Below are 14,833 nucleotides of genomic sequence, written 5' to 3'. Positions count from 1 at the left end.
TGACCACATAAAATGTGGTCATTTACTATTCACTTCAAGTTCAATGCTAATTGGCTTGCTGCTGGCATTCACTCAGTAACTGCTGGAAATGTGCTCCTAGATCTTGGCTCGCAAACTCTTCACTTGCCGTGGCCATTTGCTCAATGTGCGCTAAGCCTTTTTCGATGCCTTGATCAGCAATAATTTGCTTAGCATAAGCCGCCGCATCTGCGCCTTTTTGCAGCAAACTCGACATATTCTCTAGGCTAAAGTCCTGCTCCAGCAAACCTTCAAGCTCGCTCATTAACTCTGCGATTTTCGCTGATTCAACTAACGCGCCCTCAACATTAACGAGTTCACCTAGCGGATCCATCTCTAGCTTACCCGCAACACAAGCGGCAACACTGCCCGCTGCGGCGCCTTTGGCTACAGCATCAATACCTTGGCTGCGGATCTGCTCAATAACTTGCTGCAATTGTTCATCTTTAGCAAGCCAAGCTTGCTCTAATTGTTGCTTTTCATCGCCACCGAAATAACCACAACCACTTAGACCTAATGCTACAACGGCCGGAACAACTGTCTTTAACTGCATATTAATACTCCAAAAAACAAAGGCTAATAAGCCATTGCGGCTAGTATACCTAGATAATTATCTAGCGACTTTTAAACTTAGTTAATCTTGATAGTTGCCGATTATTTAAACCGTTTCCTGAGGTTTAACGTAGTGCAAAAAAACCACAAGGAGCGGCATATGAATCAATCTCAAATGGTAACGACGGCAACCCACGCAGATCCTCAAGCAAAAATCATTGGTATCGCAGATGCAACTCATTATTTAGTTGGCTGTATTGATATAAATAATAATTTTACTCAGCTCAACGAAGAGACAAGTGTTCAATGCGTAAACTCCCTTGCGCAAGCTAAGCAACTACTGCGCAGCCATCAATACCAAGTCGCTGAACTAGAGTATCAAACCGCATACGATGAAATGTGTGGTTTACCCTACAGCGGTAACTATAAAGAAACCATTAGGCTTTAATTTGAAAACACAGATCGCTCGGACTTACTCAGCTAGTCTTTGTGTTTCATATATTGCTTAGGCGATTTGCCGAGTGTCTTTTTAAAAAACGTAATGAAAGCACTGACAGATTCATAACCAAGATCTTCGGCGATACGCTGCACTGTTTCGCCGACGGCGAGCTTTTGCAGCGCCAATACAATATGTAATTGGCCTCGCCAACGACCAAACGTAAGACCAATCTCATTTTTAACTAAACGAGAGAGGGTTCGCTCACTCATGGCATATTCACTTGCCCATTGCGATACTGTTCGCCTGTCTTCAGGGGCTGATAACAAGCGCTGCGCAATCATGTTTAACCTAGGTTCAATTGGTAATGGGAAATCAAAATGCTCCCTAGGCATGAGTCGCAATTGATCGATCAATACATCCACCAGCTTATCAGCGACACTGTGTTTGCTATAATTTTGCTCAAGCGTTGTGAGGTGGGCGATTAGCTCTCTGAGTAATGGTGTAATAGACAGAGTACAGCTCGAAGCTGGCATACCTTCGATACTCGGATCAACAAATAGCATACACACATTGGCGTCTTTAGAGACTAAGTTACTATGGGGCACCTGACTTGGGATCCACACAGCACAGTTAGGCGGCACCATCCAGATCGCATCCGCAATCTTACATTTTACGTAACCATTAAGCGCCAGCACTAACTGACACTTACGGTGGCGATGAAATGGTGTTTCTGCATACTCTTCTTCAGCAATTAACCGAGTAGCCACCACGGCTTGTGGGTAATCATCAGAATCAAAACCTGGCATCGAAGCGAGAATAGACTGCATACCTTGACCGTTTTTAGCAACAATAAGTCACTATAGCTCAATTCAGCAATCTATTAGAAGCGTAAGCTAGCACGCTTTTATAAATACTTAGGAGCTGGTAATGACGTTAAAGTCCTCTTCTCCCATTGCAAGCAAAGCATTATTAGTTCTCGGCATATTGTTAATTGCAATTAGCTTGCGCAGCCCTATCACTGGAGTTGGGCCATTACTCGATGCTATTAGCAACGAGTTACACTTATCTGCAACTCAAGCCGGTATGCTAACGACATTACCGCTATTAGTTTTTGCTTTTTTCTCACCAGTAGCCTCTAAAATCGGTACTAAGCGTGGTTTAGAACAAGCATTGATGCTGGCGCTATTATTTATCGTTGCTGGTTTATTGGTGCGCTCAGCAGGTAATGCGCTCGGACTATATGTTGGCACAACGGTGATTGCTGCAGGTATCGCCATTGCGAATGTGCTACTACCAAGTTTAGTCAAACGCGACTTTCCGACACACATTGCTATAGTCACTTCAATTTATGTATTAATGATGGGAGCAGGCTCAGCCATAAGCGCTGGTTTAGCCATTCCTCTAAGCGATTTAGCAAGCCAGTTTTCAGTGAGTTTTATTCCTAGCTGGGCATTTTCATTAGGCTGCTTATTGCTGTTTCCTATCATCGCGATTTTGCTATGGTTACCGCAAATGAGTCATCACAATGTGCCAACCAAAGACACTGAACAAGTGGATAGTCATAGTTACCTATGGCGCGAGGCAAGTGCTTGGCACATCACGCTATTTTTGGCATTAAACTCTTTCTTGATGTACATATTTATCAGTTGGTTACCCACTATTTTAGTCGACAATGGTTATAGCCATCATCAAGCTGGAGTGGTTCATGGCGTATTACAACTATTTACTGCGGTGCCAGCCTTGGTGCTCATCCCTTTTATGAGCAAACTCAAAGACAAACGTCTACTGAGCTTCAGCCTTACTTTTATGGCATTTATCGCAATCATTGGCCTTATCGTCATGCCACATATGGCAATGTTATGGGCAGTACTCTTTGGTTTTGGCGCTGGCGGTGGCTTTATTGTGGCACTAACACTCATTAGCCTGCGAACCTCAACAGCCAAACAAGCCGCAGCGCTATCAGGTATGGCGCAATTTTCAGGCTATCTTGTTGCTGCGACCGGGCCGATGATTATGGGCGAGTTACATGAACAAACGGCTAGCTGGCAATTACCTTTAATGATCTGCGCGATATGCAGTTTATTCTGGGGCGGATTTGCTTGGCTTGCAGCAAAAGATGAGGTTATCCTCTCTGGCAGAAAACCAATATCGTTAACAACATCTGAAAGTATCTCGTAAACTTGATACTTTTAAATCAATGAAAAAAGGAAGCCTCGGCTTCCTTTTTAACATTAATTCTGCAGTTAAAAACTATACATCACTGAGACACCAATATTACGAGGGTCAACAACAGCTGCGTAACCATGGTCATAGCCACGTCCCGGTGGTTCTTTAACCGTTAGCGCTTTTTCATCGAATAAGTTGTTTACAAAGGCACTGATGCGCCATTGATCTGTTTGGTAATCAATATTTAAACGACTAACAACGTAATCTCCGGCAACCCGTTCAGGCGTGTTGGCAATGTCGGCATAATATTCATCAACATAATTACCAGATATGCCAAAGGTCAATTCATCGTTAAACCAATATTTCAGTCCTAAATTAGCCGTAAAGTTCGGCGCTGAATTTAGCTCATTACCAATAATATCGCCGTAACTCGGATCGGCCTGTTTGATCTCTGACTCTAGCCAACCAGCCCCCGATACCAGTTGCCAATCACTGCCTAGCATAGCGATAAACTCAAGCTCTAAACCATAGGTGACGGCTTTATCAATATTAGTGATCCGTCTTAAGCTATTCGACGCTTGATAGCCGTCATAGTCGTTGTAGAACAAGTTTGCATTTAAACTCACGTTGCTATTATCAAAGCTGCTACGCGAGCTTAATTCATAAGTATCAACAGACTCTTCATCGTAATAGTAGTAATCCCCACCACCCGGAGTTAGTGCTAATGCACCGCCACCAGCGTTGTACCCCTGACGACCACTTAGGGCTAGCGTTGTGCTATCGCTAAGGGCGTATTGCAGGACCAGTTTTGGTAATGCCACGGTTTTGGCTTTGTCCAAAATTTCATCTACGCTGCTACCACGAAACTGCATCGCAAAATTTCGAGTTTGTTCATCGCGCATAACACGACCACCAGCTGTTAACCACCATTTATCGGCCAATGCAAACGTCAGCTCACCGTAAATTGAAGACGAAGTACTGCTGTCATCACCACCGTAACTAAAACCGCCAACGCTGCTAAAATCTTGCTTACGCTTATAATAAGCAAGACCAATGAAGCCATTGAAATCTCGGTCAGTTAAACCAAAACTATATTTACCATCAACGGTATAGCTTGTGTCTTTCATTGCTACAGTTGCCTCATCTGTCGCAACTGGCTCGTACGAATCAAAACCCCAGTCGTAATCCATATAAGCAACTAATAGATCCAACGCGTGATCAGCGCTTAACTGGTAATCGAAATGAACCGAATGGGTATTGGATTTGGTTTTTATGTAACGCTGGAAAATAGGCTCATATGCCCAAGGATCATCACCTTTAAAATAGTTACGCCCTGAGTCACCTTTTTCATCGTTATAAGCAAAACTGTACTTTACGCTTAAATCTTCAAGACCTGCTGGTTGCCACAACAACTTACCACGCCAACGATTGGTATTTAGCTCATTTTGATCAAATGTTTTTGGATTGCTAGGGTAAACTTCACCTTTGTTATAAGTGTTACCTGTAACATTTTGTCCGGTAATACGAAAAGCTAGCTGCTCCTCAAGAATAGGCCCTGATAACATCACCGCGCTATCTACAAAGCTATCTTGATCGCGATAACCTATACGCGCAGCACCTTGCCAGTCAAAGGTGGGATCGGCAGTTTTGATAAACACAGTACCGCCAATACTATTGCGGCCATTAATGGTTGACTGTGGGCCACGAAATACTTCAATTTGTTCGATATCCCACAGACCTGTATCACCTGTCAGATCGGCAACAAAAGGCTCTGCAACACCATCAACCAGAGTAGAAACCCTCGCTTTGGCACCACCGGTAAAAGAGTTAAAGCCGGTAGCACTACCGTTACCAGTCACACCACGAACGTCAGGAACAGCCCCGGTAGTCACAACGATGTTAGGTACCTCAGATAAAGCCGCTGAAATAGATTGATACTGACCGCTATCTAAGGTCTCTTTATCAATAATCGCCACTGATGAAGTGGTGTCTTTTAGGCTACGTTCAACCTTTTCACCATACACAGTGATCACTTCAATATCTGACTGCGACTCAGCCTCTACAGCATGCGCTGCAGAGAATATCGGACTGCAAAGGATTGCCGTGACAACAAGACTTCTTTTAAACACCCTTAGTTCCATGGGTTACCTCTAGTTACAAGTAATTAAAACCAGCATCAATTTGTTGCGGCAGCAATTTACAGTAAATGATAATCAATCGCAATTGATAGTGATTCACATTTACATTACTCTTTACACAAAGTTGCAATATTCATTTCGGAGGAACAAATGGAACTGTTTCAATTCACAGCACTACTGCTAACGCTTATCGGTGCACTACTCATTTACAGCACCAGTAAACATCAACGGCTGTTTAGACGACCTCAGCCTAAGGTATTAGCTTGGCTCGGAAGCTGTTTGTGGTTATTTGCATTTTTCAGCTGGTATCAATTACTCACGCCTACAGCAGCTGTATTCACTTGGTTATTTACCGCCATGACGCTATTAATTTGTGTGCCGCTATCAACACTGTTTCAAGATCGAGAAGAAGGTTAATGGTTAGGTTACTTCAGCAAGACAAGATCCAGCCTCATTGGTGGCGTAAAAGCATCATAGCCCTATTGCTTGGATTAACATTTTCGTATGGTGTGGTCGCCACTTTTGCTTGGTTTGGTCCAGGCGGCATCGATGCCCCAGTGAAAGTACAATTTAATATGTGGCTCATTAGCTTTATCTGGCTTCCCATTTTGGCCTTTAGCTTTCTATTTCGCACGGCTAAAACTGCATTGATTTGTATGCTCGGTGCTAACAGCGTTATCTATCTATTATTTTTTGTTTTTTGGTGGTTTAAATGAAAATTCGCCCAGATGTATTGCGAACCTATCAATCAATTCACACATGGACAGGGATCACCACAGGGCTTCTATTGTTTATTGCCTTTTTTGCCGGTGCTCTCACCATGTTTAAACCCCAAATAGAGCAATGGGCAACACCGCCTCAACAGCATTTAAGCCCAATTGACCACACAGACCTTGATCAATTGATCCAAACTTCTTTCAAACAGTTCGATAAGGCCACTGAGGGTTTTACGATTCATTTCGATCATAAATCTTCACCCATGACTTGGTATGAAAAAGGCGGCGGTAGAGGATTTAGACTAGACGACAGTTTACGTCATGCCACACTAAATGATGATGGTAGCCTTACAACACAACTGAGTGGTAGTAACGAGCTTGGAGAGCTAATTGACCACCTGCACCGTACAGCAGGGATCCCTGGCACTGTTGGCCATGAAGATCTTGGGGTGCTTATTTTAGGTTTAGCTGCGCTACTTTATTTTATCGCGTTGATCTCTGGGGTCATTATCTTGTTGCCAACATTAGTCAAAAGTTTATTCGCCCTCAGACAACACAAAGGCGCTAACCGCTTTTGGCTTGACAGCCACAATCTGGTTGGTGTCATCAGCCTACCATTTCATATCATTATTGCTTGGACAGTGGTGGTTTTTGCTTTCCACGATCCGTTTTACGGTGGCCTACGACTTGTATACGGTGAGCAAACCATGTTTGAGCCGATGCCAAAGTCTGAAACCGCTTATTCAATTGAGCAGTTACCCTCGATAAATACCCATATCGAACGAGTTAATCAGCTAGCGAGTGATTATCAGATCAAAACTATGGAGTACGCCAAACTCAACAGCGTTTCTCCATCTCTTGCCGCCGAAGTGGTGGCGAATGACAGAGTGATGCGTGGCGGTTATAGCGACTTTGTGTTTATTAACCCTTATACGCTCGACGTATTGTTTACCACTGTTAATCAAGCTGAAAACGGCATTTACGGTGAAATCGTCAATAGCTTCTTTGGCCTACACTTCGGCAACTATGGTGGCGGGCTTACTCGCTGGGTTTACTTTAGCTTAGGCTTGCTTGGTGCATTCCTGTTTTATAGCGGTAACCTGCTTTGGTTAGAGAAACGCCGCCAAAAACAGCAACAGCAAAGTCGTAGCGTCGGCGTTATGTCATCGTTAACAATAGGAGTGTGCTTAGGCTCATTACTCGGCGTGAGTTGTGCAATGTTAGCAACTAAATGGTTATATTTACTCACAGAGCAAATTAACCACTCATATTTGGTCTGTTACTACGTCGCCTTCTTCGCAGCCATCGTCTATAGCTTTGCAAGGGGGGCTGCAATTGCCGCAATCCACTTGTTACAGCTGCTGGCTTTAAGCTGTTTACTGATCCCGTTGAGCTCTTTAATCGCCATACTGGCCCCAAGCTTAAATACATGGACACCTGCTGACTTTAATAGCGGCTTAATCGAGTTTATGGCGTTAGTTTTTGCAGTGGCCTTTTACTCTGCCGCCCGCAAAGCAAAGCGCAGAGCCTATCAAGGAGAGCCAAATAGTATTTGGTTTATCGCCCCTAAAACTACCGCAAAGCTGGTAGCGAATGAGGCTTGATTAACCTTAAGTCTAGCCGCTTTATTTAAGCGGCTAGAGGCTTATGTCGTATCAGCCTCACCAAAAAGTGATGCACTAGCCAAATCATCAAAGAGGTAACAATAACTGCCACCACAATAGAACTGAAGCGATAACAGATAGAAAAGAAGGCATCTTGTTGCTCAGGTACAAAACTACTGGTTAACGGTACCGTAAGCGCCGACATTGCAGAAAAGCCAATTCCAGCTTTCACCCCGCCAATCGCCAACCAGCGACAAAATACTGCTGCCGCAATGGCATAGCCCAACAAAAACAAAATCATATTGTTCGCTAGGCTATATAGCGTCAGCTGTAACATCATTCCCGCTAAACAGCCTAAAAACGTGCCTAAGATCCGAATTTTTGCCACCGCCATTGAACCAATAAATGTCATCGGCGCGAGTACAATAAAGATCGAGGACTGTGCCGATAATGAATCATTAAGGTCGGCCACTTGAAACAAAATAAATGCCGCCATAGCGATTATCCAACCAAGCGCAGCCTGACGCATCATGCCGATATCATCTTTACGTTGATTATCAATCTGGGTTTTCACTTCACGAGGCGGAGCTAGGCTAGCACTAGGCGGTTTGTCGCAGGGCGCAGGAAACAGATAAAACGCCAGCGCAACTATCGGCCCGGTAACCAATGCCGAGGCAATTAGTCCCATCACAAAGTCTTCTAAATCAAAGGCTGAGAAACTAGCAAAATTGAGTAAGATAGAGCCCATTAACAATCCAATATAGCCAAACAGATAACTGGATTTATGTGTCATAGCAATACACTTAAGCAGCAAAAAAATAGCGACAACTAAGGTCATCAGCAGCGGATAGGGCTGAAAAAAGCCCACGATAAAGCTAACCTGCAAGCAAACCCAAGTCACAGCCACGATTAATTGCACTATGATGCCGCTGTTCCAGCGTTCAAGCTGAGTTAGCACAAACATCGGCAGTAATGCGGCGAACATGCCATTTGACCAACCAAACACTAAGGTGACAGCTAATCCCAGCACCGCACCAAACCAGATCCTTTGGGTTTTCTTTAATGTCGCAATTTGCACGGCTAGACTCCCACTAGTAAATATAATGCAGCAAACCTACAATCTTAATCTGGCATTTAGCCAACCAAGCCCAAAAGCTATCAGCGCTTGAGTAAATCACCACTGTCGCGCGAGAACCAATAAATAACGGCTGCGGCAATGGGGACTGGCTAGCTAAGTTGATCCTTACCCGCTGCGCATCACGCACCCAACGATTACTGACTTCAACATGAGTTAACTGTCCATTCGGGCTCTGCTGAGCCGCAGCTACACCAAAGTCGCGGCTTTGCACATCTAAGGGGAATACCTTGCCAGGAAACGCATCGAATGCGACTAATGCCTTTGAGTGTTTATCGATCCTCGCGACCGCTTTTTCACGAAAATCTGCCGCCACCCAAAGAGAGTTGATAGGAATAAAAGTCAGTAATGGCTGATTAGCGTTAGCACTACTGCCGACTTCTAACTGTAAGTTAGTGACCACGCCGTCACTAGGCGCGACAACTTGTGTATGAGACAAATCAAGCTCTGCTTGTTGTAAATTATTCTGCGCTGTAAGTACCGCACTGCTCTGTCCCGGTGTATTACCTAACTGCACTTTTAGCGCTCGCAGCTCTTGCTGAGCAGCGCGTAAATTAGCACTGGCCGCACTATTACTTGCTAGCGCATTATCCAACATAGACAGTGAAACTAACTTCTGTTTTGCCAGCTTACTCACACGCCTGTATTCGCTATGAGCATTATCAAAAGCGGCTTGATTGGTCGCTACTTTAGCCTCAGCTGCGGCAACCTTGGCATACATTGCATCTTCTTGCTCGTGCGCTTGTTCCAATGCCAATTGTGCTTTTTCTACCGCTAAAACATATTTACGTTTATCTATGCTGAATAGCTTATCGCCCTTTTTTAGACTTTGGTTATTACTCACCTGAACAGCTGTGACGTTGCCACTCACTTCAGGGGCAATTTGAATCACATAGCCCTGCACTCGACTTTCTGTGGTCAACGGGGCATAACGATCGGCCACCACGATATAGCCAACTAAAATAACAAATAAAATAATGAGGCTTTGCATCCAACGACGAAAAGCATGTTCAGCGGTTTGCATCAATTAATCCAAGGTCAATCTGAGGGGCGACTATTATAGATATTGCTAATTAGATTAAATAGAATGACAAATAGCACACTTACGACCTATTGGTAGGACAATGAAGCTAAACTTAGATGATCTACACCTATTTGTATTAACGGTTCAGCATGGCGGGATCAGCGCAGCGGCAAAGCAACATTCACTGCAGCGCTCTAAGGTGAGTCGGCGCTTACAAGAGTTAGAAAAGGCCCTTGGTTGTCAGCTACTTATTAGAACGACTCGTCAAATTGAGTTAACCGAAAACGGCCGACTGTTGTATCAGCAAGTCAATCAACAACTAACTGAGGTCGTCCAAGCAGCTAAGCTCCTAAGCAATCAGCAAAAATCATTACAGGGTGTATTAAGAGTCGCGGTGCCAGCAGCATTGATCACTTCCAATATGTTTGCTCAATTATTAGAAAGCTATTTGGAGCAATTTCCAGATGTTTTACTCGAAGTGCTCCACTGCCAAGAAAGCATCGATCTCAAAAGAGAAAATGTTGATATACAGATTTTGCCTAATGGAGTAGAAGTGCAAAATGAAGACTACGTGCAGCAAACACTGTTACGCTTTCCTAGTTCTCTAGTTGCCTCGGACGAGTATCTGCAAAGTCATCCGCATATAAATCAACTCAGTGACTTGGCAAAGCATACGCTGATGGTAAGTCGTTATAACCAAGCCTCTCTGCCAGACAATTTAACCTTAAGACTGTGCTCCGATGATCTGCGTTTAATTCAACATATGGCTACTACAGCAAAAGGGGTAGCGTTACTGCCTGCTATCTTAGTTAAAGATGCACTAAAGTCTGGCGAGTTAAGCCAAGTCTTGGTCAATGAGCCATTACCTGAAATTAAACTGACACTGATCTACCCTTCTAAGCAGTTTTTACCAGAGAAAACTCGCGCGTTAATAACCTTGCTTAGAGACTCTTTTAGTGAGAGCAAAATAAACTAAAAGGGCTGCACTTTCGTGCAGCCCTTTTCATTAAACTTGACTAACTGACTGGTGGTTTACGCTAAGATCAAGAACCCAACAAAGGTTATTGCCGCTGCAATCAGTGCATACGGTAACTGAGTCACCGCATGGCTAACCAGGTTACACCCTGAGCCTTGGGCTGCTAATACCGTAGAGTCGGAGTAGAAACACGCTTGGCTACCAAATGAAGATGCCGATAACAACGCACCAATCACTAATGGAATATTAGCATCTACCGCTTGTGCTAATGGCATCACAATTGGAATTGAAACCGCAAAAATCCCCCAGCTCGAACCTGTTGCAAATGCCAAAATAGACATGCTTAAGAATACAACCGCTGGTAACAACTGTGGGGTCATAAACGGGCTTAAACTATCAATCACATATTGTGGCAAGCCTAATTTGTCACACACATCTTTAAAGATAAATGCTGCGATAACAGTGCCAATAGCCGGTAGCATACTCTTAAAGCCATCGATCATCTGATCCATCATTTCTGATAGCGGCATTAACTTTTGCACGCCATAGTAAGGCAGAGTGATCGCCAAAGTCGCTAACAAACCTTTTAGTACATCAATATCAAAGTACACGGTAAAGCCGACCAATAATAAAATTGGTACGAAAAAGTTATGTAACTTGCCGCCGTTATCAGCTTGCTTAAACTCATCTTCAATCGCTTTCAGTGCATACTCATCTGAAGTTTGAACTTCATCTAGGTCCACTTGCTTAATAGCAGGCTTACCTTCAGCAGCAGCAATTTGCGCTTTTTTCATTGGCCCAAATGCCGGGACAATACCAAAAATAACCAACAGCACCATAGCAACCGCTAACCAAGCGTATAGCATATAAGGGATAGCTTGCATGTAAACAGCGATACCTTGGCCTTGACCTGCAATGCCGTTATCCACTAACAGACCGCCGAAAAATACTGCCCAAGTTGATAATGGAACTAAAACGCACACAGGGGCTGCAGTTGAATCAACCACATAAGCAAGCATCTCACGCGACACTTTAAACTTATCTGTAACGCGTTTCATGGTTGAGCCAACCGTTAACGCGTTTAAGTAGTCATCAATAAAAATGATGGCGCCCAAAATAAAAGTCATAAATAGCGATGACTTTTGACCATTAGCAAACTTTAGCGCATAACGACCAAAAGCCATTGAGCCGCCAGTACGAACTAGCAACGCAATTAAGGCACCAAAGCCACCACAAACTAAAATTAACCAACCAATAGTTTCATCGGTCATTACAGATAGAGAGGTATCAGCAAAATTAGTCAGTAAATTTTCTGGCTCATACATAGCCAAACCAACTAATGCACCGATAACTAAAGAGAGAATTGGGCGGCGTAGCACAATTGCTAACACCAAAACCACCACTGGTGGAATAAGACTTAATGCTGTCGGTTCAGACATGCGTTAACGTCCTTATAAATAAAGTGCCAAAATGGCAATTAATCACCAAACTCACGCAATCATTTGCGAAGTTTAATTGCTGCTCTACTGTTGAGATACCTGCCGATACCTTGAATTTTACGGGCGAATTTTAGTGCCCTAGTAAAAACATCGCGCAGAAAATAATCCCCATTTGCCCCTGAGTCAATAATAAATATCCCTCAGGGTTGAATTATTATAAAACTTATCCTGATAACACTTAAAAGCCGATGATTATCATCAACTAAAAATGACCTAACTCAAACATCATTTCTAAAAGTTTTTGAGAAAAAATCATTAAAAAATCGGCAAACAGTATAGTTAACAAGCTACAGGCAAACTTATTTATTCATCCTCATCCACTTTAGAAATAAACATACGTTTTAGGTCTTTATTCCATAACTGAATAATTTTGCGGTTTTTTGCTTTATTCCAAAAACACTTTCCGAGCAAAATAATGCCTGCTCCTTCAAAGTCTCTTCTATCTGATAAACCGAAACGCTGTTTTAGCTCTGCAGCAATACCATCTATCGGAATGCCGACATCTTTACTGTCAGCAGGGTTAAGCCAGAGTCCCTCTTTATCTGTATGTGAAATGGTACCCCAATACATACGTGGTGCACCTTTTTCGGTTGGCTCTGCATCAGCAAAATTGACGAATAGATTTTTGGCTCGCCAGCGATATTTACTGTCGGTGTAAACCCAAAGATCTGAGGTTGCAAGCTCGCTTCCACGCAACAAGCTATGCAAAATTTTTTCCAGACCAGTATTGGCGATGCGCTTATCAGGCATCTGCTTATCGTTTTGCACTTCTGGTGCTTTACTATTTTGTGCCGATAAATCACCAATACTCTCCTTTGCAGGATTATCCAACTCTCGCTGTTCTAGCTGATCAACTGCAGTTGTTGATGGCTTAGTTTTAGCACAACGCTCAGTTGTTGCAGCTCTAGGCTTAAGCCTTGGTTGGCGATTAAAATCAATCACCATAGAATCACTATCAACAATGAGCTGATTCACTTCTATTGCATGCGCCTCTTCCCGCTCTTTGGCTGCAGAAGGTCTAAATTCAGCACAGTCAGCTTTATGATAGCGAGAGCCAAAACAGGCAGCTTTTCCATCTTTAGAGGCTTTCCGGTAATAAGCCTTTCCCCCACAGGCAGGGCAGACTAATGCTTGACGAAAGCGTTCGATATCAATTTCACTCAGTTTTTGGAACCTAAATACCGAATAGGTAATAGGAGCTGCTTCATCAATTAAACATATTGCGTCTAGCATGGTAACCACCTAAATTTAATTACATTTTCATCATAGTGAATATCCTGAAGCACAACAAGCATGCCATGAATGAAAGCGAGTCTAGATAGGCTTTAGCCAAATATTTCGACTTTTATCGAAATTATTTGTTGACTATTTTTTTGATAGGTCTATTATTTGCCCAACTTCGTTATTTCGACAATTCCAGAAATAACAAACAAAAGTATTGAGGTAAAGATTATGAGCCCTGAAATAATGGCAATGGCCAAAGACACTGCCGGCATGTTTTTATTCTTAGCAGCTGAGCTAACCCTACTATTCATTGCGATTAGTTATATTGTTGGCTTACTACAGGAGTACATTCCGCCAGAAAAGATCCAATCAATTTTGAGTTCTAAAAAAGGCAAAGGCTACGTCATAGCTGCGCTACTAGGCTCTATTACGCCTTTTTGCTCATGTTCAACAATTCCTTTCTTAAAAGGCTTGTTACGTGCAAAAGCGGGTTTTGGTCCTATGATGGTGTTCTTGTTCTCAAGCCCATTGCTAAATCCAATTATTATCGGTCTGTTTATTGTGACCTTTGGCTTTAAAGTTGCTTTGTTCTATTTCTTAGTTGCCATGGTGGTATCGGTTACCGCGGGATATGTATTAGAGAAACTTGGTTTTGAACGCTATGTAAAACCTGAAGCTTATGAAGCTGCAGAAAGTTCAAGTTGTGGCACTAGCTGTGGCGATACACCAAAGGCTGAAGCAAAACCAGCCAGCAGTTGCTGTACGCCAAAGCAAGAGGCTGCACCTGTAGCTAGCACAAGTTGCTGCACACCAAAGCAAGAGCCGGCGCCTGTGACAAACACAAACTGCTGTACAGCTGCAGTTGAGACAGTTAACAGCTGTGGTACTGCTAGCGCTTGCGGCACAACCACTACAGTAAAACAAGATAACCGTTGGATGCGTGTATGGCGTTCAACTTGGAAGGACTTTAAACAAGTTCTGCCTTACTTAATGATTGGTATTTTGCTTGGATCGTTTATCTATGGCTTTATTCCGACTGATTTGATCGCCAAGTATGCAGGTGAAGGCACTTGGTATGCGATTCCGATTGCAGCTGTCATTGGTATCCCGCTTTACATTCGCGCAGAAGCGGTGATCCCACTAAGCTCAGCCCTAGTCGCAAAAGGCATGGCATTGGGCTCAGTAATGGCGCTAATTATTGGTAGTGCAGGCGCTAGTTTAACCGAAGTGATTTTGCTTAAATCTATCTTTAAGAATCAGATGATTGCTGCATTCTTAGCGGTGATTTTAGGCATGGCAATCGCAGCTGGTTACTTGTATACGCTCATCTTCTAATCGCGTT

Annotated in this window: 14 protein-coding genes; 7 read left to right on the top strand and 7 right to left on the bottom strand. The window is 43.3% G+C overall.

Annotation, left to right across the window (positions count from 1 at the left end; all coding sequences use genetic code 11):
- Positions 1-46: 46 nt before the first annotated feature.
- Complete coding sequence (locus L884_RS0103230; RefSeq protein ID WP_028766142.1) at positions 47-571, bottom strand: hypothetical protein; 525 nt, start codon at positions 569-571, stop codon at positions 47-49.
- Between the two features lie 159 nt (positions 572-730).
- On the opposite strand from L884_RS0103230, the gene L884_RS0103225 reads away from it, so the two are divergent.
- Positions 731-1,018: a DUF6482 family protein gene (locus tag L884_RS0103225; RefSeq protein ID WP_051435515.1), complete on the top strand. Its 288-nt coding sequence runs from the start codon at positions 731-733 to the stop codon at positions 1,016-1,018.
- Between the two features lie 32 nt (positions 1,019-1,050).
- On the opposite strand, the gene L884_RS0103220 is transcribed toward L884_RS0103225, so the two are convergent.
- Positions 1,051-1,836: an AraC family transcriptional regulator gene (locus L884_RS0103220; RefSeq protein ID WP_028766140.1), complete on the bottom strand. Its 786-nt coding sequence runs from the start codon at positions 1,834-1,836 to the stop codon at positions 1,051-1,053.
- A gap of 100 nt (positions 1,837-1,936) precedes the next feature.
- On the opposite strand from L884_RS0103220, the gene L884_RS21650 reads away from it, so the two are divergent.
- Entirely contained in the window at positions 1,937-3,187 is a 1,251-nt protein-coding gene (locus L884_RS21650) for an MFS transporter (protein WP_051435514.1), read from the top strand.
- A gap of 65 nt (positions 3,188-3,252) precedes the next feature.
- Here the strand turns inward: L884_RS21650 and L884_RS0103210 are convergent, their stop codons facing one another.
- Positions 3,253-5,316, bottom strand: a complete 2,064-nt coding sequence (locus L884_RS0103210; protein WP_028766139.1) for a TonB-dependent receptor — start codon at positions 5,314-5,316, stop codon at positions 3,253-3,255.
- A gap of 147 nt (positions 5,317-5,463) precedes the next feature.
- Here L884_RS0103210 and L884_RS0103205 point away from each other — a divergent pair, with 147 nt between their 5' ends.
- The 3 genes from L884_RS0103205 to L884_RS0103195 are packed head-to-tail and all read left to right on the top strand — an operon-like array spanning position 5,464 to position 7,633.
- A complete protein-coding gene (locus L884_RS0103205) occupies positions 5,464-5,730 on the top strand; it encodes a hypothetical protein (RefSeq protein ID WP_051435513.1) in 267 nt (88 codons plus the stop codon).
- Positions 5,730-6,029, top strand: a complete 300-nt coding sequence (locus tag L884_RS0103200; protein ID WP_028766137.1) for a hypothetical protein — start codon at positions 5,730-5,732, stop codon at positions 6,027-6,029. The genes L884_RS0103205 and L884_RS0103200 overlap by 1 nt, the downstream gene beginning before the upstream one ends.
- Complete coding sequence (locus L884_RS0103195; protein WP_028766136.1) at positions 6,026-7,633, top strand: PepSY-associated TM helix domain-containing protein; 1,608 nt, start codon at positions 6,026-6,028, stop codon at positions 7,631-7,633. Before L884_RS0103200 ends, L884_RS0103195 begins: the two co-directional genes overlap by 4 nt.
- Positions 7,634-7,658: 25 nt before the next feature.
- On the opposite strand, the gene L884_RS0103190 is transcribed toward L884_RS0103195, so the two are convergent.
- The gene (locus tag L884_RS0103190) at positions 7,659-8,711 is read right to left on the bottom strand and encodes a DUF2955 domain-containing protein (protein WP_028766135.1); all 1,053 of its coding nucleotides are present in this window, start codon (positions 8,709-8,711) and stop codon (positions 7,659-7,661) included.
- Positions 8,712-8,724: 13 nt separating this feature from the next.
- A complete protein-coding gene (locus L884_RS0103185; RefSeq protein WP_028766134.1) occupies positions 8,725-9,792 on the bottom strand; it encodes an HlyD family secretion protein in 1,068 nt (355 codons plus the stop codon).
- 100 nt (positions 9,793-9,892) lie between these two features.
- Between L884_RS0103185 and L884_RS0103180 the strand changes: the two genes are divergently transcribed.
- Positions 9,893-10,768: a LysR family transcriptional regulator gene (locus L884_RS0103180; RefSeq protein WP_028766133.1), complete on the top strand. Its 876-nt coding sequence runs from the start codon at positions 9,893-9,895 to the stop codon at positions 10,766-10,768.
- Between the two features lie 56 nt (positions 10,769-10,824).
- Here L884_RS0103180 and L884_RS0103175 read toward each other — a convergent pair whose 3' ends face one another.
- Together L884_RS0103175 and L884_RS0103170 are read right to left on the bottom strand one after the other, a co-directional pair.
- Positions 10,825-12,207: a Na+/H+ antiporter NhaC family protein gene (locus L884_RS0103175; RefSeq protein WP_028766132.1), complete on the bottom strand. Its 1,383-nt coding sequence runs from the start codon at positions 12,205-12,207 to the stop codon at positions 10,825-10,827.
- Positions 12,208-12,570: 363 nt separating this feature from the next.
- Entirely contained in the window at positions 12,571-13,500 is a 930-nt protein-coding gene (locus L884_RS0103170) for a hypothetical protein (protein WP_028766131.1), read from the bottom strand.
- 219 nt (positions 13,501-13,719) lie between these two features.
- On the opposite strand from L884_RS0103170, the gene L884_RS0103165 reads away from it, so the two are divergent.
- The gene (locus L884_RS0103165) at positions 13,720-14,826 is read left to right on the top strand and encodes a permease (protein ID WP_028766130.1); all 1,107 of its coding nucleotides are present in this window, start codon (positions 13,720-13,722) and stop codon (positions 14,824-14,826) included.
- Positions 14,827-14,833 lie beyond the last annotated feature (7 nt).

The organism is Shewanella fidelis ATCC BAA-318 (genome assembly GCF_000518605.1).
Classification (GTDB): domain Bacteria; phylum Pseudomonadota; class Gammaproteobacteria; order Enterobacterales; family Shewanellaceae; genus Shewanella; species Shewanella fidelis.
Note: the sequence above shows the minus strand (reverse complement) of the source record. Positions and strands in the feature narration are given on the sequence as shown.

What these genes read in the sequence shown, in the direction of transcription:
- L884_RS0103230 (WP_028766142.1), bottom strand. Translation starts at nt 571, where the DNA reads ATGCAGTTAAAGACAGTTGTTCCGGCCGTTGTAGCATTAGGTCTAAGT.
- L884_RS0103225 (WP_051435515.1), top strand. Translation starts at nt 731, where the DNA reads ATGAATCAATCTCAAATGGTAACGACGGCAACCCACGCAGATCCTCAA.
- L884_RS0103220 (WP_028766140.1), bottom strand. Translation starts at nt 1,836, where the DNA reads ATGCAGTCTATTCTCGCTTCGATGCCAGGTTTTGATTCTGATGATTAC.
- L884_RS21650 (WP_051435514.1), top strand. Translation starts at nt 1,937, where the DNA reads ATGACGTTAAAGTCCTCTTCTCCCATTGCAAGCAAAGCATTATTAGTT.
- L884_RS0103210 (WP_028766139.1), bottom strand. Translation starts at nt 5,316, where the DNA reads ATGGAACTAAGGGTGTTTAAAAGAAGTCTTGTTGTCACGGCAATCCTT.
- L884_RS0103205 (WP_051435513.1), top strand. Translation starts at nt 5,464, where the DNA reads ATGGAACTGTTTCAATTCACAGCACTACTGCTAACGCTTATCGGTGCA.
- L884_RS0103200 (WP_028766137.1), top strand. Translation starts at nt 5,730, where the DNA reads ATGGTTAGGTTACTTCAGCAAGACAAGATCCAGCCTCATTGGTGGCGT.
- L884_RS0103195 (WP_028766136.1), top strand. Translation starts at nt 6,026, where the DNA reads ATGAAAATTCGCCCAGATGTATTGCGAACCTATCAATCAATTCACACA.
- L884_RS0103185 (WP_028766134.1), bottom strand. Translation starts at nt 9,792, where the DNA reads ATGCAAACCGCTGAACATGCTTTTCGTCGTTGGATGCAAAGCCTCATT.
- L884_RS0103180 (WP_028766133.1), top strand. Translation starts at nt 9,893, where the DNA reads ATGAAGCTAAACTTAGATGATCTACACCTATTTGTATTAACGGTTCAG.
- L884_RS0103175 (WP_028766132.1), bottom strand. Translation starts at nt 12,207, where the DNA reads ATGTCTGAACCGACAGCATTAAGTCTTATTCCACCAGTGGTGGTTTTG.
- L884_RS0103170 (WP_028766131.1), bottom strand. Translation starts at nt 13,500, where the DNA reads ATGCTAGACGCAATATGTTTAATTGATGAAGCAGCTCCTATTACCTAT.
- L884_RS0103165 (WP_028766130.1), top strand. Translation starts at nt 13,720, where the DNA reads ATGAGCCCTGAAATAATGGCAATGGCCAAAGACACTGCCGGCATGTTT.